The sequence below is a fragment of the Shewanella sp. Koi 1 genome, assembly GCF_052907445.1.
Window position 1 is genome coordinate 3,955,909 of record NZ_JBREJM010000001.1, and the last position, 21,260, is coordinate 3,977,168.

At 44.5% G+C, this 21,260-nt stretch carries 20 protein-coding genes and 1 pseudogene; 5 read left to right on the forward strand and 16 right to left on the reverse strand.

Features of this window, described 5'->3' with window-relative positions:
- Positions 1 to 92 precede the first annotated feature (92 nt).
- Positions 93 to 224, forward strand: coding sequence for a DUF3149 domain-containing protein (locus tag ACUZ8J_RS17455; RefSeq protein ID WP_011715898.1), 132 nt, complete (start codon positions 93 to 95; stop codon positions 222 to 224).
- Between the two features lie 120 nt (positions 225 to 344).
- Here ACUZ8J_RS17455 and ACUZ8J_RS17460 read toward each other — a convergent pair whose 3' ends face one another.
- Positions 345 to 956: a superinfection exclusion B family protein gene (locus ACUZ8J_RS17460; RefSeq protein ID WP_047540754.1), complete on the reverse strand. Its 612-nt coding sequence runs from the start codon at positions 954 to 956 to the stop codon at positions 345 to 347.
- Between the two features lie 169 nt (positions 957 to 1,125).
- Here ACUZ8J_RS17460 and ACUZ8J_RS17465 point away from each other — a divergent pair, with 169 nt between their 5' ends.
- Positions 1,126 to 2,757, forward strand: a complete 1,632-nt coding sequence (locus ACUZ8J_RS17465; protein ID WP_037428009.1) for an ATP-binding protein — start codon at positions 1,126 to 1,128, stop codon at positions 2,755 to 2,757.
- A 33-nt stretch (positions 2,758 to 2,790) separates the two neighbouring features.
- Here the strand turns inward: ACUZ8J_RS17465 and tcdA are convergent, their stop codons facing one another.
- Complete coding sequence (gene tcdA / locus ACUZ8J_RS17470; protein ID WP_282633210.1) at positions 2,791 to 3,594, reverse strand: tRNA cyclic N6-threonylcarbamoyladenosine(37) synthase TcdA; 804 nt, start codon at positions 3,592 to 3,594, stop codon at positions 2,791 to 2,793.
- An 884-nt stretch (positions 3,595 to 4,478) separates the two neighbouring features.
- Between tcdA and ACUZ8J_RS17475 the strand changes: the two genes are divergently transcribed.
- The gene (locus tag ACUZ8J_RS17475) at positions 4,479 to 5,570 is read left to right on the forward strand and encodes a porin (protein WP_446694494.1); all 1,092 of its coding nucleotides are present in this window, start codon (positions 4,479 to 4,481) and stop codon (positions 5,568 to 5,570) included.
- Positions 5,571 to 5,763: 193 nt separating this feature from the next.
- On the opposite strand, the gene parC is transcribed toward ACUZ8J_RS17475, so the two are convergent.
- The 7 genes from parC to nudF are packed head-to-tail and all read right to left on the reverse strand — an operon-like array spanning position 5,764 to position 13,713.
- Positions 5,764 to 8,040, reverse strand: coding sequence for a DNA topoisomerase IV subunit A (gene parC / locus ACUZ8J_RS17480; RefSeq protein ID WP_446694495.1), 2,277 nt, complete (start codon positions 8,038 to 8,040; stop codon positions 5,764 to 5,766).
- Positions 8,033 to 9,208, reverse strand: coding sequence for a PQQ-dependent sugar dehydrogenase (locus tag ACUZ8J_RS17485; RefSeq protein ID WP_330081550.1), 1,176 nt, complete (start codon positions 9,206 to 9,208; stop codon positions 8,033 to 8,035). Before ACUZ8J_RS17485 ends, parC begins: the two co-directional genes overlap by 8 nt.
- Before the next feature lie 52 nt (positions 9,209 to 9,260).
- Positions 9,261 to 11,147: a DNA topoisomerase IV subunit B gene (gene parE / locus ACUZ8J_RS17490; RefSeq protein WP_342183196.1), complete on the reverse strand. Its 1,887-nt coding sequence runs from the start codon at positions 11,145 to 11,147 to the stop codon at positions 9,261 to 9,263.
- 56 nt (positions 11,148 to 11,203) lie between these two features.
- The gene (locus tag ACUZ8J_RS17495) at positions 11,204 to 11,779 is read right to left on the reverse strand and encodes a YqiA/YcfP family alpha/beta fold hydrolase (RefSeq protein WP_069454281.1); all 576 of its coding nucleotides are present in this window, start codon (positions 11,777 to 11,779) and stop codon (positions 11,204 to 11,206) included.
- Positions 11,780 to 11,805: 26 nt separating this feature from the next.
- Positions 11,806 to 12,642, reverse strand: coding sequence for a 3',5'-cyclic-AMP phosphodiesterase (gene cpdA, locus ACUZ8J_RS17500; RefSeq protein ID WP_446694496.1), 837 nt, complete (start codon positions 12,640 to 12,642; stop codon positions 11,806 to 11,808).
- A 15-nt stretch (positions 12,643 to 12,657) separates the two neighbouring features.
- Positions 12,658 to 13,098: a DUF1249 domain-containing protein gene (locus tag ACUZ8J_RS17505; protein ID WP_037422150.1), complete on the reverse strand. Its 441-nt coding sequence runs from the start codon at positions 13,096 to 13,098 to the stop codon at positions 12,658 to 12,660.
- 12 nt (positions 13,099 to 13,110) lie between these two features.
- Positions 13,111 to 13,713 (reverse strand): ADP-ribose diphosphatase, encoded by a 603-nt coding sequence (nudF, locus tag ACUZ8J_RS17510; RefSeq protein ID WP_301413532.1) that lies wholly within the window; start codon positions 13,711 to 13,713, stop codon positions 13,111 to 13,113.
- Positions 13,714 to 13,954: 241 nt separating this feature from the next.
- Here nudF and tolC point away from each other — a divergent pair.
- Positions 13,955 to 15,261 (forward strand): annotated as a pseudogene (gene tolC / locus ACUZ8J_RS17515) (outer membrane channel protein TolC).
- Positions 15,262 to 15,327: 66 nt separating this feature from the next.
- Here the strand turns inward: tolC and ACUZ8J_RS17520 are convergent.
- The 3 genes from ACUZ8J_RS17520 to ACUZ8J_RS17530 are packed head-to-tail and all read right to left on the reverse strand — an operon-like array spanning position 15,328 to position 17,530.
- Positions 15,328 to 16,065 carry a TIGR04219 family outer membrane beta-barrel protein gene (locus ACUZ8J_RS17520; protein ID WP_037428021.1) on the reverse strand — a complete coding sequence of 246 codons (738 nt, stop codon included), beginning with the start codon at positions 16,063 to 16,065 and terminating at the stop codon, positions 15,328 to 15,330.
- A gap of 2 nt (positions 16,066 to 16,067) precedes the next feature.
- On the reverse strand, positions 16,068 to 17,036 hold the full coding sequence (locus tag ACUZ8J_RS17525) for a DUF2333 family protein (RefSeq protein WP_037422138.1): 969 nt from the start codon (positions 17,034 to 17,036) through the stop codon (positions 16,068 to 16,070).
- Between the two features lie 11 nt (positions 17,037 to 17,047).
- Positions 17,048 to 17,530, reverse strand: coding sequence for a copper chaperone PCu(A)C (locus ACUZ8J_RS17530; RefSeq protein WP_446694497.1), 483 nt, complete (start codon positions 17,528 to 17,530; stop codon positions 17,048 to 17,050).
- 34 nt (positions 17,531 to 17,564) lie between these two features.
- Between ACUZ8J_RS17530 and ACUZ8J_RS17535 the strand changes: the two genes are divergently transcribed.
- The gene (locus ACUZ8J_RS17535; protein ID WP_011625227.1) at positions 17,565 to 18,302 is read left to right on the forward strand and encodes an enoyl-CoA hydratase-related protein; all 738 of its coding nucleotides are present in this window, start codon (positions 17,565 to 17,567) and stop codon (positions 18,300 to 18,302) included.
- A gap of 138 nt (positions 18,303 to 18,440) precedes the next feature.
- Here the strand turns inward: ACUZ8J_RS17535 and ACUZ8J_RS17540 are convergent, their stop codons facing one another.
- From ACUZ8J_RS17540 to ACUZ8J_RS17555, 4 genes are all read right to left on the reverse strand, one after another.
- Entirely contained in the window at positions 18,441 to 18,641 is a 201-nt protein-coding gene (locus tag ACUZ8J_RS17540) for a PspC domain-containing protein (protein ID WP_011623980.1), read from the reverse strand.
- 145 nt (positions 18,642 to 18,786) lie between these two features.
- A complete protein-coding gene (locus ACUZ8J_RS17545; protein WP_011623981.1) occupies positions 18,787 to 19,080 on the reverse strand; it encodes a hypothetical protein in 294 nt (97 codons plus the stop codon).
- 208 nt (positions 19,081 to 19,288) lie between these two features.
- Entirely contained in the window at positions 19,289 to 20,296 is a 1,008-nt protein-coding gene (gene dusA, locus ACUZ8J_RS17550; protein ID WP_446694498.1) for a tRNA dihydrouridine(20/20a) synthase DusA, read from the reverse strand.
- 227 nt (positions 20,297 to 20,523) lie between these two features.
- A complete protein-coding gene (locus ACUZ8J_RS17555) occupies positions 20,524 to 21,198 on the reverse strand; it encodes a Fe2+-dependent dioxygenase (protein ID WP_446694499.1) in 675 nt (224 codons plus the stop codon).
- Between the last annotated feature and the right edge of the window lie 62 nt (positions 21,199 to 21,260).

Below are 21,260 nucleotides of genomic sequence, written 5' to 3' on the forward strand. Positions count from 1 at the left end.
AGGACGTCGATTTTTTATTGATCAGGATCAGTATTTGCTGACAGTAAGAGCGCTAGTGTATGGATGACTTCACAAGAAAGAGGATTTCAATCATGGCATTTTGGTTAGATTTAATGTTCGGTAACCCAATTGGTTTACTTTCAATGATCGTTATCTTTAGCACTATAGGGATAATTTCTTATATCACTTGGATGTTTATCGTGAAGTCAGCGCAACAATCGTAGTTTTTGCTTCCAAATTGTTATTCTGTTCATTGTAGCTTGTAAAAATTGCACGTTGTTATGGGGGTTCCATTAACCCCCATTTTTTATGCCTGTAATTTCGCGTTAGAGCCAACGCTACACTTAAGCTGCGTGTTTACGGTTTTGAACTAAGCCATTGAGAAACTGCGGGCGCGCTTTAATCAGATGTTGCATTTCTTCTTCACTTGGTTCCCCTGCAGGTAAACGTAAAACGCCCCGATTTAAGTAGATACGTGCTTTCATCGAAATTTTATAGTCTGCTGTGGGCCCTTGGATTGCGTAATGACGTTCATTACCTAAACATTCGAGGATACAAGCACTGAGCAAACTTTTGACCGCGGGTTCGTTTTGCGGCAATGTCAAAATAGTGGCTCCTTGCAAAAAGAATTCTCGTAATAATGCTCGCTCTGCACGATCCAGCAAATTAACTTTTGCTTCAATGGTCTCGGTGATGCGCTTATCACTTAAATGACGAATCGACTCATCTAATCCCAAGTTCAATAACTGAGTTAAAAAATACGCGATCGAGATAATAAGTCCAAGCCCGACAAAATGTGCGTGCTCGGGTACAAACTTATCCAGTGCCAGCAAAGTAAGAATATTTGACGGCATCGCCAATAAAACTGCACAACTCACCATTAGCCACAGCATAACCCGAAACATTACCTTCTTAGGGTTAAACAACTTCACTGAATCGAATTTGAGTTTAATCATAGTGTTATCCCAGTGACAAAAAATTGAACTTAGCCAAGCCCAAGCAAGTTTGATGCCATTGCTTTATTCAATATTGAGGGATTTTTCACTGGGATAACATGCGAAATTTTTTAAGCTTGAGTCTATGCTTATAAGCATCCAACTTGCTATCAGATAAAGATTATTTAAGATGCTGACATTCTTCAGTCAATTTATAAAAAGCCCGATTGGTAGGCACCTCACCTTGTCAATTGTGCTATTCAGCTCCTTAATCACGCTAATGACGACAGCCTACCAACTCATTAGCGATTATCGTGGCGATGTTAGTCGGATTGATCGGGTATTTTCTAATATCGAGAAAGCTAACCTGGATGTATTAGCCGCAAGTATTTGGGTAATAGATGAAAGACTGATTAACACCCAACTGAATGGTCTCATCCAACTACCTGATATTAACTACATTTCAATCAAAGATGATAGTGGCCAGTCGTGGAACGGAGGAACCCCAAAACCAACTCATACTTTAAATAAAATCTTTCCTCTGGTGTATAAATCACCGACCGACAATATCAACGTTGGTACTTTAGAAGTACAAGTAGACATGGATGCCATTTATGACCGCCTTTACGATAAAGCCATCCTTATTTTACTCTCCAATGGCATAAAAACCTTCTTAGTCGCTGGATTTATTCTATTTTTAGTCTGGTACAACATCACTAAACATCTCGATAAACTCAGTAAATACTGCAAACGGATTAACTTAGACGCGGACTTCGAACCCCTTCAATTTGAACGTAAGGAGAAAATCGATGAGTTTAAACAAGTTGCTGATGCGATTAACAGCATGCAAGGGCAACTTCGCAACTCATTTGAAGCACTGAAAAGTTCTAAAGCAGAGTTACAAACAGCATTAGAAGATAGAGAGCGTTTACTGAAACTCGAACGTAGTTATAAGGAAGAACTAGCAAGACAAGTTAAAGAGCGAACCCAAGAGTTAGAGCAATCCTTAGCCGCTCTAAAGCGCGCACAACAGGTGTTAGTTGAACAGGAAAAAATGGCCGCCTTAGGAGGGTTAGTGTCTGGTGTGGCGCACGAAATTAATACCCCCATTGGTATTTGCTTAACGGCGGCCAGCGCGCAATTAAACCATATAGAAGAACTCATAGAGCTTATCCATAGTGAGCACGCGACACTCGACGAAATCAATGCGATTTTGGACGAGTATCAACAAAGCTGTGAGCTTATAGTTCGTAATATCACCAAAGCCAGCAGCCTAATTCAAAAATTCAAGACTATTGCTATCGACCGCAGCCACGAAGAGCATCAGTGCATCAATCTGCAAAGGCAGCTTAAAGAGATTTTAGCGTCTAGCTTGATAATGCATCCTAAACTCAACGCAAAAACCGACCTACAAGTCGATCCCAACTTAAATATTCAAACTAATGTGAGTCTATTAAACCAAATCGTCAGTAATATATTGTCCAACGCTTATACCCATGCATTTCAAGACCGAGAAGATAATCAGATACAAATCTCCGCCAGTATTGAGCAGGGTTTTGTGAATATCAGCATCCAAAATAATGGCGTCGCAATCCCCCCCGAAGTCGCTGAACATATGTTCGAGCCTTTCTTTACCACCAATAGAAGTAAAGGCGGCACGGGATTAGGTTTATCCGCCGCCTTTAATGCAGTCACCTTGTTAAAAGGTTCAATGAGCTATCAAGCAGACTCTTCACTCGGCGGCGCGCAATTTAACATTCGCATTCCTCTTAACCAATGCGATGCGCCTAAGATAACCACTCACCACGAGTTCACTATTTGAAAATATTTAGAACAATAAAACACACAAATTGGATTATTCGTTAGCTAATTGTGCCAACCGAGAAAGGACACGGCTCGCCGCCACAAATCCAAAAGAACCAGTGACCATAGTCACAGCACCAAACCCCGAAGCACAATCCATCCGCATGCTACCATCGGCGGTGGCTTTGGTACTACAAACCGAGCCATCAGCTTGAGGGTAAACGAGCTGTTCACTAGAAAAAACGGCATCCACAGCAAAACGACGTTGTACATTTTTGGAGAAATTATATTCGCGGCGCAAAATATTACGCACTTTTGCAAGCAACGGATCTTGATAGGTCTTAGCCAAATCAGTCAGTTGGATCTGAGTTGGATCAACTTGCCCACCTGCACCACCTACGGTCACAATCTTGATTTTTTGACGTTTACACCAAGCAATAAGCGCTGCTTTTTGTTTTACCGCATCAATACAATCAACAACATAATCAATATTGCCGCCTGACAGAGAACCTAGTAAATAGTCACCCAGATTGTCGACCGTAATAAAATCTTCTACTTCATTGACTTGGCAATCAGGATTAATCTCGCGGATCCGTTTGGCCATAACTGCAACCTTAGAATCGCCAATAGTTGAGGTAAGCGCATGAATTTGACGGTTAGTATTGGTCACGCAGATATCATCTAAATCAATTAAGGTAATTTGACCAATACCACTCCTTGCCAATGCCTCAGCCGCCCAAGTGCCCACACCACCAATACCAATTACCACGACATGAGATGCTGCAAATTTCGCAAGCGCTTTTTGCCCGTACAAGCGGCCTATGCCACCAAAGCGATTTTGATAGGCTTCAGTCATCAATACTTACCTTATTTATATCTAGCGAACCCGGCCGCAACGAGAATGAGGAGAAACACTTACCAACGCAGCATAATGCATGAAAAATGCGCCGAAGATTCTAAACGATTTAAGCCAAAAACCGAAATCAAACTCAACCCATGAGCTAAAAGATGCAGCTAGATATTAAATTAAACCACTCGGCTTTCCTAAGGCACTGAGCAGACATGTTTGCACGAATGCAAATGTAAGCGCTAAACCCACGTTGATTGACGGCTTTACTCGTCAATAATCATTTCTCGTATCGCAAGCACAAGCTTGCCAGAACGAATAAAATTCACACTCAAAACGTCAATACGTCCTAATACTATGGTCTAGGATCATGGCTATCGCATTGAAGTTATGCTTATGCTAGCTGAGTTAATACAATATCTAAACAATAGAACAGCAGCATCAACTAAATAATTGATTTTAAACGCATTTAACAAGAGCCTTGCAGGTATTTTGTTGCTAAAAAGTAACTTTACTTGTTTTTTTTATTGTACTCGGTACCCAATAACACCAACTCACGCGTATATGACAAACTTGCGACAGCATTAGCATATGCTACAGTTAGCCCCGCCGGCTCATTTGTGCCATGGCACTTCACCTATCCCTTTAGTGGTATGTGAAAAATACAGTTTTATGACTTTCACGTCGATTTACGATCAAGCTATAGGGAAATTTCCTAAAAAACCCCGAATACGGGCAAGGAGAGCCAAAAACATGATCTGCGACACAGCCTGCAGGTCGCAAAACTGTAAGAATCGGCAGCAACTTTGTTACTGATTTCTGTAACAAATGTGTTAAACCACACAAAAACCATGAAAAATGGATAAGAACTTAGGTTCGAGGGAGCACAAAACATGAAAAAGACATTCATCTCTGCATCAGTCGCATCAGTATTAGCACTGGCCTCATTCGGTGCGCTAGCCGAAGGCCCAAGCTTCTACGGTCGTTTAGAGCTTGCATTAACCAATACTGAAACAGGTGCAACTCTACAATCTGGCACTAACGGTGTTGATACTAAAAACTATGCTGATGAAAACAATGGCGGCACTTATTTAGAAAATAACTTCTCTCTGTTAGGAGTTAAAGGTTCTGAAAAGATTGCCAACGGTTATGATGTTGTTTATCAAATGGAATTCCAAGTTGAAAACACTTCAGGTTCTGGTGATGTGTTCAAAGCACGTAACACTTTCCTCGGTTTAAAAACTAATGCAGGTACTGTATTAGTGGGTCGTAATGACACTGTATTTAAACAAGCTGAAGGTAACGTAGACGTATTTGGTAACACCAACGCGGATATCGACCGTTTAGTTGGCGCACAAACTCGTAGCGCAGATGGTGTATGGTACTACTCACCAAAAATCGCCGATTTAGTGACCTTAAACGCAACTTATCTATTTGATGATAACAACGATAATAATATCGATGGCAAACCAGCTCCAGCGACCAATGAGAGCTTATACGCTCTGAGTGCAACTCTGGGTGATAGCAAGTTCAAAGATCAAAACTACTACTTAGCGGTTGCCTATAACAAAGGTATTGCGGGTATTGATGCATACCGTGGTGTAGCACAAGTTAAATTTGGCGATTTCAAAGTGGGTGGTTTATTCCAAAACTCTGAAAGCGTAACTGATAGCTCAGTAGATGGTAACACTTACTTTGTAAACGTTGTTTACACTTTAAACGGTGTTAACCTGAAAGCCGAATACGGCTTTGATGAAACAGGCTTTGGTAACTACTACAAAAACGTTACCACTGGTACAAACCTGTTAAAAGGCGCAGACATCAGCGTACAAAACTTCAACGTAGGTGCTGACTACCGCTTCTCTAAATCAACTATGGTTTACGGCCAATATTCAATGTACAGCGGTGACCATGTTGTAGCAGGTAACAAAGTAGACCTACAAGACGACAACGTATTCTCTGTTGGTGTACGTTACGACTTCTAATATCCTTACGGATATTCGCTAATAAAAACCTACCGCAAGCGGTAGGTTTTTTTATGCCTTGTATTTAAGAAAAGTGACTCTGTAGCGCATAACTCTGAGAATAAAAAAGCCACTCCAGTGAAACTTGAGTGGCTTTGATTAACGGTTTTGATAACTTCTGCTGGCTACCTCTTACGCAGCCTCAAATTAACAGTTAAATGCTAGGCAAGACCTCAGCACCTTCGCCTAATTCCACACTATCAACACGCTGTAATCCACGTGGTAATTTTGCCCCACGACGTCCGCGCTCACCGCGATAATGCTCTAAATCACTTGGTTTAAGTGTGAGTTTGCGCTTACCCGCCCACAAGGTAACTGGAGTATCTGCTGGCACAAGTTGTAAATGTGTCATTAACTCTTCACGGTTTTTAGCGCGCTCGCTTGGAATACCGATAATCTTATTACCTTTACCCTTGGATAATTGCGGTAATGCTTCTAATGAAAACAGCAGCATACGACCTTCATTGGTGATGGCAAGGATAGACATCTCTCGATTACGATCAATCGGTTTGGGTGATAAAGACTTGGCATTCGTCGGTAAACTCAATAGCGCTTTACCCGCCTTATTACGAGACACCATGTCATTGAAAGTACAAATAAAACCGTAACCTGCATCGGTTGCTAAGAGGAAGCATTGCTCGTCTTCCCCCAAAATAACATGCTGCATGGTCTCACCAGATGCCATATTAAAGCGCGTGGTAATGGGCTCACCTTGGGTACGAGCCGATGGCAGACTATGACTATCGGTGGCAAAGGCGCGACCGGATGAGTCAATAAACACTGCCACCTGATTACTGCGCCCGATGGCACTACAGAGATATTGATCGCCCGCCTTATAGGATAAAGACTCAGCATCAATATCATGGCCCTTAGCACAACGCACCCAACCTTTTTCTGATAACACCACAGTCACAGGTTCACTCGGGGTAAGCTCTTGCTCTGTTAAGGCACGGGACTCATGGCGTTCTACAATTGGAGAGCGGCGATCGTCGCCATAGGTTTCGCCATCTTGAATTAATTCTTTCTTTATCAAGGTTTTTAAGCGGCGATCTGAGCTTAATAACTGTTCTAATTTCTCACGCTCGGCCTCAAGCTCATCCTGCTCGGCCTTGATTTTAAACTCTTCTAACTTAGCTAAATGACGTAACTTTAACTCGAGGATGGCTTCGGCTTGCCTATCCGTCAGGTTAAAGCGCGCCATTAACTCGGCCTTTGGCTCATCGTGGAAGCGAATGATTTCAATCACTTCATCGATATTGAGGAAGGCTATCATCAAGGCTTCGAGGATATGTAACCTTGCTAAGACTTTATCGAGGCGATATTCGAGGCGACGTCTTACGGTATCGACACGAAACTCAAGCCATTCGGTGAGTAAGTCTTTTAGGCCCTTAACTCTTGGACGACCATCAAGGCCCAGTACGTTAAGGTTTACCCTAAAACTTTTCTCAAGATCGGTAGTCGCAAACAAGTGCGCCATCAGTTGATCGCAATCGACGCGATTTGAGCGCGGTACTATCACCAAGCGAACGGGATTTTCATGGTCAGACTCATCACGCAAGTCAGCAACCATAGGCAATTTTTTCGCCTGCATTTGAGCAGCAATCTGCTCTAAAATCTTACCACTACCCGCCTGATGTGGTAGCGCGGTGATCACTATTTCACCGGCTTCGACAGTATAAACCGCACGGGCTTTTAAGGAGCCCCGCCCAGTTTCATAGATTTTGGCAATATCGGCAGACGGGGTGATGATCTCAGCTTCTGTAGGATAATCAGGCCCTGGCACATAGGCCATCAACTGCGCAAGGTCGAGTTTGGGCTCGTCCAAAAGCGCAACGCAGGCATTCACTAACTCTCTAGCATTATGTGGCGGTATATCTGTCGCCATGCCCACCGCAATACCAGTGATCCCGTTGAGCAAAATATGGGGTAAACGTGCAGGCAGCACTTTGGGCTCTTTTAACGTGCCATCGAAGTTTGCCCCCCAGTCAACCGTACCTTGTCCCAGCTCAGATAATAACAACTCAGAAAACTTTGACAGGCGCGCCTCGGTATAACGCATTGCTGCAAATGACTTAGGATCGTCTGGTGCCCCCCAGTTTCCTTGACCATCTACCAGTGGATAACGATAGGAAAATGGCTGCGCCATCAGCACCATCGCCTCATAACAGGCACTATCGCCATGGGGATGGTACTTACCTAATACGTCACCCACTGTACGAGCTGATTTTTTATGCTTTGATTGAGCCGATAAACCAAGCTCGCTCATAGCATAAATAATCCGTCGTTGTACGGGTTTAAGGCCATCACCAATATGGGGTAAGGCTCGGTCCATAATGACGTACATGGAATAATTCAGATAAGCTTCTTCGGTAAAGCGCCGCAATGGCATCTGCTCTACGCCATCCAAGCTTAACTTGATTGCGTCACTCATTTTCTTCTAGTTCCTGTGGTTCTTCAGTATTATCGCCATCCCTATAGAACAGTCGATACAGGTTACCTTTCAAATCATCCGAGATGTACATGGCCCCATCTTCACCGGACAATAATCCATAGGGGCGGGCGACAGGAAACTCACCGTCGAGAAAACTCACTACGGTTTCGCGGCTGACCACCTGTTGGTTCTCAAGCTTCAACATGACGATTTGATAACCGACTTTGCTTGAACGGTTCCAAGAACCATTTTCAGCAACAAACAATTGGTTATGATAGATTTCTGGGAATTGCTTACCACGGTAAAATGCCAGTCCCGTTGGCGCAACGTGTGCTGGAAGTTCGTATATCGGTACAGAAATTTTTAAATTTTTTGGCTTTTCATAGGCAGGTTCGACCACGGATGATGCGTGTAAATACGGAAAGCCATAATGGCTGCCCGCCACATCTATGCGGTTAATCTCATCGGGGGGTAAGTTATCGCCCATCCAATCGCGTCCTTGATCGGCAAACCACAATTTGCCGTCTTGAGGAGACCAGTCAAAACCTGTCACATCGCGAATACCTGACGCAATTTGCTCACTGGCGCCGGTATCCACATTAATCGCAATAATACTGCTATAGGGCGCGCTCGCTTCACACACGTTACAAGGTGCACCGATAGAGACATAGAGCCTGCCATCAGGACCAAAATTCATCGCTCGTGCACTTTTCTTATCTGACTCTGGTAAATCGCTATAAATCTCTTTAGGACGACTTGGACGGCGTAAGCGCTGCTCAATATCAATAAAGCGGACAATTCGGTTTTCAGTTGCCACAAACAGATCACCATTATGGAACGCGATCGCATCGGGAGACTCTAACCCCTTGGCGATGACATAACGCTTGTCTACACGACCATCTTGATTACTATCAACAAGCGCATGCACTGTGCCACTCTTATTGGAGCCGACAAATAAGGTGCCATTTGCCCCCATCGCAATCTGTTTGGCATCCCCAAGATCGGAAGCATAGAGCGATAAACCAAACCCCTTTGAGACGGTAATCATGATCGACTGCGACCCTGCAATAGCGCTCTGGAATGGTAACAAAGCCAGACTCACCAGTAGGGTCCAATAGGCAGAGAACACCTTTAAACATTTATAATTATTCGTTTTAATATACAACATGGTAATTTTCTTTATGCCTAAGTGTTATTGTTATCGGCAATAGTGCACAACATTAAAGTACCGCCATGTCACCCTTATCTTCGAGCCAGTTTTTACGATCGGGTGAACGCTTCTTAGCTAACAGCATATCCATAAGAGAATCAGTTTCTTCTGCATCATCAATAGTTAACTGCACTAAACGGCGAGTATTAGGGTCCATTGTCGTTTCACGCAATTGCAGTGGATTCATTTCACCCAGACCTTTAAAGCGTGTTACTTGAACTTTACCTTTTTTATTCTCAGCGCTGATACGATCGAGAATACCTTCTTTTTCAGCCTCATCTAAAGCGTAATAAACATCTTTACCTATATCGATACGGAACAGTGGCGGCATGGCGATATAAACATGCCCCTGCTCAACCAACACTCGGTAATGTTTCAGAAACAGTGCACAGAGTAAAGTCGCAATATGCAATCCATCAGAATCGGCGTCGGCGAGAATGCAGATTTTGCCATACCTTAACTCAGAAATATCATTGCTATCGGGATCACAACCAATTGCCACCGAAATATCATGTACTTCCTGCGACGCTAATACCTGAGATGCATCCACTTCCCACGTATTTAAGATTTTACCACGTAGCGGCATAATAGCTTGAAACTCACGGTCTCTAGCCTGTTTAGCACTGCCTCCCGCAGAATCCCCTTCCACAAGGAAGAGTTCGCCGCGCATTGGATCTTGGCCACTACAATCGGTCAATTTACCCGGTAATGCAGGACCTGATGTGACTTTTTTACGGGCGACTTTTTTGGCTGCTTTTAAGCGTTTTTGCGCGTTATTAATACACATTTCAGCCAATGACTCGGCTAATTCGGTATTCGAATTTAACCAAAGCGAAAATGCATCACGCACGATACCAGAAACAAAGGCTGAGCTTTGACGGCTCGAAAGCTTCTCTTTTGTCTGTCCCGCAAACTGCGGGTCTTGCATTTTCACTGACAGAATGAAGGCTGCGCGATCCCAAATATCCTCAGGAGAGAGCTTAATCCCGCGGGGGATGAGATTACGAAACTCACAAAACTCACGCATCGACTCTAGCAAACCTTGGCGAAAGCCATTCACATGGGTGCCACCTAAGGGAGTTGGGATCAAGTTAACATAACTTTCGTTGATCGACTCTCCGCCCTCTGGCAACCAGGTAATAGCCCAATCTGCCGCCTCAATTTGCCCCTTAAAACTACCGATAAAAGGCTCTTCCGGCAGCATGATATTATCGCCTACCGCCGTCTTAAGATAATCGGTTAAGCCACTCTCGTAGTACCACTCATGCACTTCGTTAGTGTGCTTATTAGTGAATTTAATTCTAAGACCGGGGCACAATACTGCTTTGGCACGCAGTAAATAAATAAGTTTGGAATTGGAGAAATTCGCCGAATCAAAATAACTCGCATCAGGCCAAAAATGTACTCGAGTACCGGTATTGCGCCGACCGCAGGTACCATTGACTCGTAAATCTTCGACTTTAAAGCCATTTTCGAAAGCCATATCATACACTTGGCCATCTCGGCGCACAGTGACTTCAACTCTGCGAGACAGGGCGTTAACGACTGAAATCCCTACACCATGCAAACCACCAGAGAATTGATAATTTTTATTTGAAAATTTACCGCCGGCATGGAGTTTAGTCAGGATCAGCTCGACCCCAGGAATACCTTCTTCGGGATGAATATCCACTGGCATACCACGACCATCGTCAGTGACTTCCAGCGAGTTATCTGTGTGGAGCACTACTTCAATTTTAGTGGCATGGCCAGCTAAGGCTTCATCGACACTGTTATCTATGACCTCTTGGCCTAAATGGTTAGGTCGGCTGGTATCGGTATACATACCTGGACGGCGTTTAACTGGGTCAAGTCCGTTAAGAACTTCAATGGCGTCAGAGGTGTATTGATTAGTCATAGTGTACGCTATAGGTTGTTATATCCGGCCATGTTGCGGCTGTGGATGACGATTTGTCAAGGTAAGTGTAAAAATTGGCTTACAGTTTGCAGATATCGCTCATAACCCACAAAACTGTGATCACCACCGGATTCAATCCGTAATTGGCAATGATGATATTTATGTAGCGCTTCGCGATAATCCAGCACTTCATCGCCCGTTTGCAATAGTACCAAAAAACGATCGGGATTGCGGATAACAGTCGTATTAAATTCAGTCACTTCCTGCTTATGCTCTGGCAATACCTGATAATGCTCTTCGGTATAAGGGTTAAATTGCGGCCCCATAAATTCATCAAACAGTTCAAAGGGTTTTACTGCCGGATTCACCAACACGGCTCGGCCACCATAATGCTCAGCCAAGTAACTGGCAAAATAACCACCTAAGGACGAGCCAATATAGTTAAGCGGCTCACCCGCTTGCAAAGCCTCCTCAACATAGCGCTGTAGTAAGGCCATCGCTGCTTTGGGGGTATTGGGTAACTGTGGCTGATGAAAAGTGACGGACGGGTGATGCTCGGCCATATATTGTGCCGTCATCACCGCTTTATCAGAGAAAGGAGAACTGTTGAATCCGTGAATATAGAGCAGCATAGTTCCTCAAGCTGCGGTCACTCGCGTTAATAACCGCTGGAATCTTTATCGGGGGAAAACAGATTTCCCGGTACGCGATACACATTAGTGCTGATGCTACCATCGGCCTTGAGCTCCAGCAAACGATAACCGGGTTGCAGTCCATCGAGGGCAAAATAAGGCGATTGCGGTTTAAACTGGATACAAGTAGAAGGTGTCGCCATTAATTGCAACGCACCATGTGGACCATCGTAAAGGCTATCCCATTGTTGATGCACATGGCCCCACAGCAAAGCTTTGACCTGCGGGTATTGAGCGACGCACTTTAAAAATTCCGTCCCATTATCCATGCAGTGTTGGTCTAACCAAGCACAATTAACCAAAATAGGATTATGATGCATCACCAGTAAGGTATGGCGGTCTGGATGTGCGGCTATAGCCTGTTCAATGAGTTCGAATTGACTCGCGGCCATATGACCACCAGGTTTTCCTCTCACGGTGGAATCCAGCATCAAAATTTGCCATTTACCAACTAAGATACGTTGCTGGCCAAAAATCCGCTCGCCCTGCATATGCAAAAACATGATCCGCGGATCATCATGATTACCCAGAAGATAATGGCAAGGTAAATTGAGCGGGGCGACCGCTGACACAAATTGGCGATAGGACTCAGGGGAATAATCTTGACTTAAATCACCTGTGGCAAGCATAAGATGCGCAGGGTAATTAACGGCACGGATCGTATTGAGTACCGCGGCCAAACTTTTGCTGGTATTAACACCAAGTAGCTGAGCTTCAGGATCGGCAAAGAGGTGCGGGTCGGTGACTTGCACTATGCGCACACTTTCATCAGCTACAGAGTAAGAGATAGCCTCTTTCAGCACATTGAATACCCAATTCTAAGACTGGCAAACCAAACGTTGTTGGCCACCAATCTTCAATAATTCTCCCAGGAATGCATTTACCTGGTACTTCTCATCACTATGATACATACGTAAATTGGGATAATCATACACTGGGCGCAGTTGGTAAATCTGTTGACCAGTTAACACTTCTGCTAATTTAGCATCATGATAAATTCTCACTAACACCTTGGGAATATTAACAAACTCCACTATTTGTAGTGGGCGTGAGATTTCAACTAATTGAGTATATTTGGTATTTTCTAAAATACGGATAACTAATACACCAAATTCACCTTCAAGTTGCCAAGATTGACCCACAGCAATATCCAGTGGCAACCACTTTTGCATATAGCCATAGTTACGCCCGCATAGCGCTAAAAAGTCGCTCACGTTGGGTTGATAACGCGGTTTTTGATGTGATGTTGAATGCGCCAAACCTTTTCCAGCCTAAACCAGTTGCTGATAGTTTAATTGCAACCACTGCAATCCAATAACGGTCGATGCATTGTCTATTTCGCCATTAACGACACCGCGATAGGCAACCTCACGGTCTACAACATGCAATCGAATATCTTCGTGTTCGTCAGCTAATCCATGCAAACCTTGGGCTTGTGATGAATCCACCTCAGCCCAATAAAAATAGAAACGTTCAGTACTGCCACCAGGGCTTGCAAGATAACTGCTCACAAAATGGATGTGGCGAGCGGTCAAGCCAGTTTCTTCTAACAATTCGCGGTGCGCGACATCCTCTGGCGTTTCGTCGGGCGCAATCATACCCGCGACTAACTCCATAAGCCAAGGAGATTTAGTGGTTGCTAATGCAGGAAATCTAACTTGCTCAATCAACACAACCTTATCGCACTTAGGATCATAGGGCAGCACAACGACTGCATGGCCACGTTCAAAGACCTCACGGGTGACAGGCTGACTCCAGCCTCCAGCAAATAGCTTATGTTTGAAGGTAAATTGCTCTAAGGCAAAAAAGCCTTGATATAGCGATTTTTTTTCGAGGATTTCAATATCTGTTTGCGAAAAAACCTGAGGCTTCATATCTTATCCTTAACAGTTAAATTTTCGCCTATTATCAAGGCAATTTGGCTCATTTTTAAATAAAATCTGTTACACTTCGCAGTTGACTTGAACGTGTGGGAGTTTTTAGACTCTACGTCATTAAGTTTTAGCTGTATCGGGAAGCGTCGGGAAGCGCAAACCGCCTTGGTAAAGGCATTACTTAGTCTAAACGAAGTTATATATTTCTCCTTTTGGAGATTTTGTCTAATAAGGACAGCAAATGAAATTTAAGATCCGTTCTCTATGCGTAGCATTAACTCTAGCCGCTTCCGCTCCTGCGGTTCAAGCAGATGATTTACTGCAAATTTATCAACAGGCACTGACAAGTGACCCACTCGTGTTGCAAGCGCAAGCGCAACGTAACGCTTTGTTTGAAAAGATTGAACAAAATCGTGCGCCACTGTTACCGACTATCAGTGCAAACGTGGGTTATGACAAGGCATGGAATGATCCTGAGATGATAGCAGCGGCCTGACTGGCAACCTAAAGCTCAATCAAGTCATTTATGACCATAGTGCTTGGGTAGGTTTAAGCCTTGCGGAGAAAGCCGCTTCTCAAGCTGACTCAACCTATGCATCGGCACTGCAAAATTTGATCACTCGCGTGACTAAAGCCTACTTTGATGTATTAACGGCCAAAGATAACTACGAGTTCCAAGGTGCAGAAAAACGCGCGATTGAGCGTCAACTTGAGCAAACTAAACAACGTTTTGCCGTTGGTTTAACTGCGATTACTGACGTTCATGAAGCTCAAGCACAATATGACTTAGCCTCAGCCTCTGAAATTTTGGCAGAAAATACCCTTGCCAATAGTTATGAAGCACTGCGCGAAATCACGGGTATCGATCACAAAGCCTTAAACGTACTCGACACTAACCGCTTCTCAGCAGTCACACCAGCACCGAGTTCATCTAGTGATTGGTTAAAAATTGCCGAGACCAATAGCGTCGATCTAATGACTCAACGTATTGGCAAAGATATCGCTCAAGAGACCATTAGCCTCTATAAAGCAGGCCATATGCCATCACTAAGCTTAAATGCTGGTTATAGCAAAGGTTTAGAGCAAAAATTAGGTAATTCGAATGAACCTGATTTTGACAACATGAGCGCAGGCATTAACTTAAGTATTCCGATTTTTGAAGGCTTTAAAGTCTCATCACAAGTCAAAGAAGCGCAGTTCCAATATGTTGAGGCAAGCGAGAAGTTGGAACAAACCTACCGTAGCGTAGTGAAAAACGTTCGTAATAACTACAACAACGTGGGGGCGTCAATCAGCTCTATCCGTGCTTACGAACAGTCTGTAATTTCATCTGAAAGTGCATTAAAGGCTACGCAAGCAGGCTTCGAAGTTGGTACTCGTACTATTGTTGACGTATTGAACCGTACACGCGATCTGTACGACTCAAAACGTAAATTATCAGATGCGCGTTACAGCTACATCAACTCGATTGTTGCACTGAAACAAGCAGCGGGTACATTAAACGAAGATGATGTTATTGCTATTAACAACGGCCTAAAAGCTGAATAAGTTAAGCAATATTGTCCAATAAAAAAACCGCCAAGATTGGCGGTTTTTTATTGTCAGAATTACGACTTAGAAGTCAATTTCGACGCCAGCGAAATAGCCATCAAACTTTGAGTCAGCACTAATGCCAGAGAAATTATTCACATCAAAGGCAAACTCACGATAGCCAACGCGCACACGGGTATCCACCGCAACACCATCAAACTGCCAGCCTAAACCGACCGCATAATCGTGTACATTCGACTCATTCACCCCAAGCATTAAATCTGCAAAGCCAAATAAGCCTAAACCCGGCATGCTCACATGGGTACTGGCGTACCCCATAACAATTCCGCTATCTACGTCTTTCTCTTCTGGATGACCTGCATCTTGGACACGCAGAGAGCCATTCATCAACTTATAAGCTGCGCCCAAATCAAAAGATAAAATATCGTTATCCAGCAGTTCGTAATACAACACAAAATCGGTGTTGCTCAGATCGGTATAACTGGTCACATTACCTTTAAAATCATGACCATTAAAGCTGAAATCAGCGTTCGCCAAGCTACCTTTTTGATCAAGACTGTTTTCACGAATTTTCAGATTTGGCACAAAAGGCAGTGGGTGTTCAACGGCAAACCAATAGCTACCCTGCGCTGATGAGCTGTAGTCAAAACCTTGTTGTGGCTGACCTTTATCGGAAAAAGTACCGCTAGTATCGGCGCGCCAATAATCGCCACCTATTTTAAAACCAACCACAGTGGCCGCGTGAGCTGATGTAGCCATTATGCAGCCTAATACTGCACTGGCCAGGAGTATTTTTTTCATAATTAACCTTGAGATAGCAAGTTCGTTAAATCAATCACCGCGGCATTTGCACGGGATACATAGTTAGCCATAACCAATGAATGATTAGCGACTAGACCGAAACCACTGCCATTAAGCACAACAGGGCTCCAAACCGTTTGCTGAGTTGCCTCTAGTTCACGAATGATCTGTTTTAGGCTCACTTCAGCATTTTTCTTTTTCAGCACGTCAGCAAAATCGACTTCAACTGCACGCATAAAATTCAGTAATGCCCATGAGGCGCCGCGGCTCTCATAAAACACATCATCAATCTTCCACCAGCTGGTTTTCACCTGATGGCTGGCTAAATTAGGGGTTGATTGACGCGCAGCATTATCCCCCGCTAAATCGGTGTTAAGACGTTCTTGACCTACACTTGCAGATAACCGTTGCGACATACTGCCTAAACGTTTTTGCACTTCTTTGAGCCACTCATTAAGGTTATCTGCGCGGGCATAAAACTGTGCATCTTGATTATTCGGATCCATCATTCGCGCCCGGTACAACTTAAGTAGCTTAATACCATCGCGGTATTCGCTTTCAGCACTCGGCACTAACCAACTGGTATGGTCGATGTTTAACTTAGCCTGCGCTTCACTCAAATCTTTATCAGCGGTAGATTGCGACTGTGAACGGCTAAACTCTTTACGCATAATCAGCGCCAAATCACGCGCTTGCTCTAAAGCGCCATACTCAAAGGCGGGCATGTTATCCATAAAGATTGAGGGTGGCATAACATCATTCGATAGCCAACCACCTTGCTTATCCAGCAGCGTTTCAACGGTCATAATCAAAGAGGTTGTGGTCGCATAACCAACAACATTCTTTTCTGTGGCAGTAAGCTGTTGTGGCGTCAGCGGATCAGGCTCGATACTCCACCAGACACTCACAACATAACCAATTAAAACAACGCATAAACTAACTCCAGTGACCTTCTTCCATGTGATTTGCATCAAGCGACTCCTTAATGATGGTGATGATGCTCATGTTCAGCAGCATTCTCGGCCTGCTTAGCAACAGGCAATGTAATCGTTAGATTCTCGCCATCGTCAAACGCTAACTGCAGTTTAACTTGCTGATCTAGGGCTAATGGGGCTTTGAGTCCGATGAGCATCACATGCTCTCCTGACGGCGAGAGGGTTAATTTTCCGTGGGAGGGAATATCGAAACCTTCAACATGGCGCATCTTTACCATGCCTTGTTCTTCGATGATGGTATGTAATTGTGCTTCCGTCGCGACCTCAGTCGTCACTCCGGTGAGGCGAACCGTTTTATCGCTATGGTTCTCCAGCGTAAAGTAAGCGGCGGTATTTGGTACTGTATCAGGCATTGCACGGACATGACCTTCGGTCATCACTACGTTCGCGAAAACAGAAAATGAGGCACAGGATAATGCGACAAAATTAAACATCTGTTTGAATATCGGTTTCAATGTCTTAAACTCCATGTCTACCCAATGTCGTCGTAAAGGAAAACAACCCATGAGTCATATACAGGTTCGGGATGATCAGGGCGTTCGTATTATCAGCTTTAATCGCCCAGATAAACGCAATGCACTTGATCTTAATATGTATAAACAACTGACAGAATACCTGATCGAAGGTGAAGCAGACAACGACATTCGTGCCTTTATGCTCCATGGCGAAGATAATTGTTTCACCTCGGGCAATGATGTTGCTGACTTTTTGAAAAATAGTGACTTAGGTCCAAATCATCCTGCGGTGCGCTTCCTATTTTGCCTATTGGAACTCAAAAAACCACTGGTTGCCGCCGTCTCTGGTGCCGCCGTTGGCATAGGCACAACGGTACTGCTTCACTGTGATTTGGTATATGCCGACAACACGGCTAAATTCCAACTGCCCTTCGTCAATTTGGCCCTAGTGCCCGAGGCTGGCGCAAGCTTACTCTTACCCGAATTGGTGGGTTATCAAAAGGCGGCAGAGCTCTTGCTGCTCGGCGAAAGTTTTGATGCAAATACTGCACACAGACTGAATATCATTAACGATGTGATCGCCCAAGAAGAGTTACTCGGTTACGCCCTGAGTCAGGCCAAGAAACTGGCGAATCAGCCACCGCAAGCACTGCAAATTACCCGTCAGTTGATGCGACCACATAAAAACCGCGTGCAACATCAGATGCATCAAGAATTAGAACAATTTAGTGCAAGACTTAAAAGCGATGAAGCAAAAGCCAGATTTCAGGCTTTTCTTAAAAAGTGATACTCACTTAAACAGTGTTCACTATTGGCATGAGGGTCGATGTGCCCTCTTGTTGATAGCATCCCGCTAAAGACTGTGTCCATAAACTTGCATCGGCAATTCCATTCACGTCCCCAAATTGAGGGAGTAAAACGAGGGTTAAATCGGTCTTTTCCATTGGTCCACAAGTAAGGCCAACACAAAGTAAACCAGCAGACTCACACCCGGCATAAACAGAATCGCGCCAGCCCACACTACACGAGTCCAAAAACAGGACCAACCAAACTGCCACGCCATACCGGAGGCAACACCGCATACTAAACGTTCCGAATTGTCCATTCGCATTTGCGCTCGTTTCATTTTGAACTCCAATCGATGAATAACTTATTTATCGCTGACACTGTGCCACTGAAACCAGCAGATAATTCCTGAAAACAACGCGAGGCTAATCACTGGTAGCAGTAGCAGAGTCATAAGAGGTGCTACAAACCACATAGGCAGCTCCTTACTTGTTTGCGCTGTATTCGCCTGAGGTGACAGACTCACCTTGGTTATCGGCGCTCAGTGTTAGCTGGCTATTGAAGTCATAGATACTTTCAGCTAATTGTGTTTGCAGTGATAACACCAGTTCACGCTTAGTGTTAACCAACAACTCCTGCGCTTGGGTGCTCAGCGTTTGCTCGATGGCGCCCACTACATCAGATACAGGTGCTGCTTCGGCGTGTACAGAAACACTCGCCATTAATGCACCAAATAACACACTCGCTTGAACTGATTTTTTAACGTTTGAAGTAAACATGATGTCGTCCCTTTCCGATTGATTAACTTGACATAGGGACTGTTACAAAGGGCGTGCCAACTTATCAAATCACTCTTAACACACTAATTTAATTAGATTTAAAAATTTATTTTAAGCTATAACGAGATAAGCGGGATATTTAGGAAAGGTAAAGTGGTGAAAAATACTACAAGCATTAGTCAATCTCACCACTTTTTAAATCGAATGATTATTGAGCAATTATTTCGCTCTGAATACTTTGGTAAGCCTGCTTGACCACCTCAATACCTGCACCATTTTTATGGGCGTTTTCGCTCAAATAACGACGCCACGCACGGGCACCCGGTAAGCCTTGGAATAAGCCAATCATATGGCGAGTGATATGATTTAAGCGCCCGCCCGCCTGCAAGTGAGCCTCGATATAGGGCAACATAGCCTCAATCACAGCTTCACGGCTAATTACCGCCTTCTGGCTACCACAGAGGATTTGGTCAACCTGCGCCAGAATATAGGGATTTTGGTAAGCCTCACGTCCTACCATCACACCATCTAAGTGCTGCAAGTGGTTTTTAGCCTGTTCAAGGCTAGTGATACCACCGTTAATGCTGATATTGAGCGTCGGGTAATCACGCTTAAGCTGATATACCCGGTCGTAGTCTAAGGGCGGGATCTCGCGATTTTCCTTCGGACTTAAGCCCTGTAACCACGCCTTACGTGCATGGATAATAAACTCACCACAGCCTTTAGCCATGACAGTATCAATAAAGTGAGCCAGAAACTCATAACTATCCTGCTCGTCAATGCCGATACGCGTTTTTACCGTCACAGGAATATCAACCACTTGCTTCATAGCATCGACACATTCAGCCACCAGCTCGGGTTCAGCCATCAAACAGGCACCAAAGCGACCGTTTTGCACCCGATCGGAAGGACAGCCCACATTGAGGTTCACTTCATCATAACCGCGCTCGGCGGCAAGTTTGGCGCAGCGAGCAAGTTCAGCAGGATTCGAGCCACCCAATTGTAATGCAAGGGGATGTTCTTCTTGGTTATAGGCAAGATAATCACCACGGCCATGTAAAATCGCCCCTGTCGTCACCATCTCGGTATACAGCAAGGCATTAGCCGACATTAAGCGAGCAAAATAACGGTAATGACGATCCGTCCAATCCAACATGGGCGCAATGGAAAAGGTGCGGTCGAGCTGTAGACCATCATTAAGATTATTTTTCAACACGTGACTATCGACTCAAGTAATTAGAATTTGCCAGTAAGTTCCAGCTTTGAGGGATAAAGCGCCTTACTTTAAGCTGCAGATGAGCCATGCAGCGCCAGCGTAAAAATACAAAAACAGTAAACGAGTTAACGTTTACTGTTTTGTTGCCCCTCAGAGCTGGCGGGATTATACCTTAAACCGCCCGCTTTGGGGAGATGAAGCAGGGACAGAAGCCTAGCTTAGAATTACTACAACTCGCTCCAACGTCTGAGCAAGTTATGGTAAACCCCCGTCAGATTAAACAACTCTTGTTCTGACGCGGCCTGCGCCGTCAACGCTTGAATCGATTGATCAAGTTGAAATAGCAAGCGGCGCTGCCCCTCATCGCGCACCATGCTCTGTAGCCACATAAAAGCGGCGGTACGTTCACCCGAGGTAACAGGAGTGACTTGATGCAAGCTCGTCGAAGGGTATAGCACCAATGAGCCCGCCGCGAGCTTTATGCTTTGCTGGCCATAGGTATCTTGGATCACCAGCTCACCACCTTGATAAGTGTCTGGTTCACTTAAAAATAAAGTTGCTGACAGGTCGGTGCGTACCATGCCTTCGCTGGTCGAGCGAATCGCGTTATCAATATGATAGCCAAAGGTTTCGCCGCCTTGATAACGATTAAACAAAGGGAGATAAAACTGTAATGGCAGCGCCACCGACACAAATAAAGGGTGGGCCAACAAACGCGCCATGATCAACTCGCCGATTTGCAGTGCAACAGGGTCACCTTTGTCTAACTGCTGATTACGTTTGCGGGTACTCGCCATCACGCCCGAGGTCTGATTGCCATCAATCCAAGTGCAGGCATCGAGCTCTTCCCTTAGCTGATTGACTTCTTCTTTAGAAAAAACATTCGGAATTTCAATAAGCATTTCAAAATCCTATTGGAATAGCATAAACATCAAAGGCAGCCCTAGGGCTGCCATTCAGATCT

Coding starts and splice junctions, on each gene's coding strand:
- nudF (WP_301413532.1), bottom strand. CDS start 13,713: ATGAAGCCTCAGGTTTTTTCGCAAACAGATATTGAAATCCTCGAAAAA.
- ACUZ8J_RS17540 (WP_011623980.1), bottom strand. CDS start 18,641: ATGAAACGAGCGCAAATGCGAATGGACAATTCGGAACGTTTAGTATGC.
- tcdA (WP_282633210.1), bottom strand. CDS start 3,594: ATGACTGAAGCCTATCAAAATCGCTTTGGTGGCATAGGCCGCTTGTAC.
- ACUZ8J_RS17535 (WP_011625227.1), top strand. CDS start 17,565: ATGAGTCATATACAGGTTCGGGATGATCAGGGCGTTCGTATTATCAGC.
- ACUZ8J_RS17475 (WP_446694494.1), top strand. CDS start 4,479: ATGAAAAAGACATTCATCTCTGCATCAGTCGCATCAGTATTAGCACTG.
- parC (WP_446694495.1), bottom strand. CDS start 8,040: ATGAGTGACGCAATCAAGTTAAGCTTGGATGGCGTAGAGCAGATGCCA.
- ACUZ8J_RS17545 (WP_011623981.1), bottom strand. CDS start 19,080: ATGTTTACTTCAAACGTTAAAAAATCAGTTCAAGCGAGTGTGTTATTT.
- ACUZ8J_RS17485 (WP_330081550.1), bottom strand. CDS start 9,208: ATGTTGTATATTAAAACGAATAATTATAAATGTTTAAAGGTGTTCTCT.
- parE (WP_342183196.1), bottom strand. CDS start 11,147: ATGACTAATCAATACACCTCTGACGCCATTGAAGTTCTTAACGGACTT.
- ACUZ8J_RS17460 (WP_047540754.1), bottom strand. CDS start 956: ATGATTAAACTCAAATTCGATTCAGTGAAGTTGTTTAACCCTAAGAAG.
- ACUZ8J_RS17455 (WP_011715898.1), top strand. CDS start 93: ATGGCATTTTGGTTAGATTTAATGTTCGGTAACCCAATTGGTTTACTT.
- ACUZ8J_RS17495 (WP_069454281.1), bottom strand. CDS start 11,779: ATGCTGCTCTATATTCACGGATTCAACAGTTCTCCTTTCTCTGATAAA.
- ACUZ8J_RS17530 (WP_446694497.1), bottom strand. CDS start 17,530: ATGGAGTTTAAGACATTGAAACCGATATTCAAACAGATGTTTAATTTT.
- ACUZ8J_RS17525 (WP_037422138.1), bottom strand. CDS start 17,036: ATGCAAATCACATGGAAGAAGGTCACTGGAGTTAGTTTATGCGTTGTT.
- ACUZ8J_RS17465 (WP_037428009.1), top strand. CDS start 1,126: ATGCTGACATTCTTCAGTCAATTTATAAAAAGCCCGATTGGTAGGCAC.
- ACUZ8J_RS17520 (WP_037428021.1), bottom strand. CDS start 16,065: ATGAAAAAAATACTCCTGGCCAGTGCAGTATTAGGCTGCATAATGGCT.
- ACUZ8J_RS17555 (WP_446694499.1), bottom strand. CDS start 21,198: ATGCTTATTGAAATTCCGAATGTTTTTTCTAAAGAAGAAGTCAATCAG.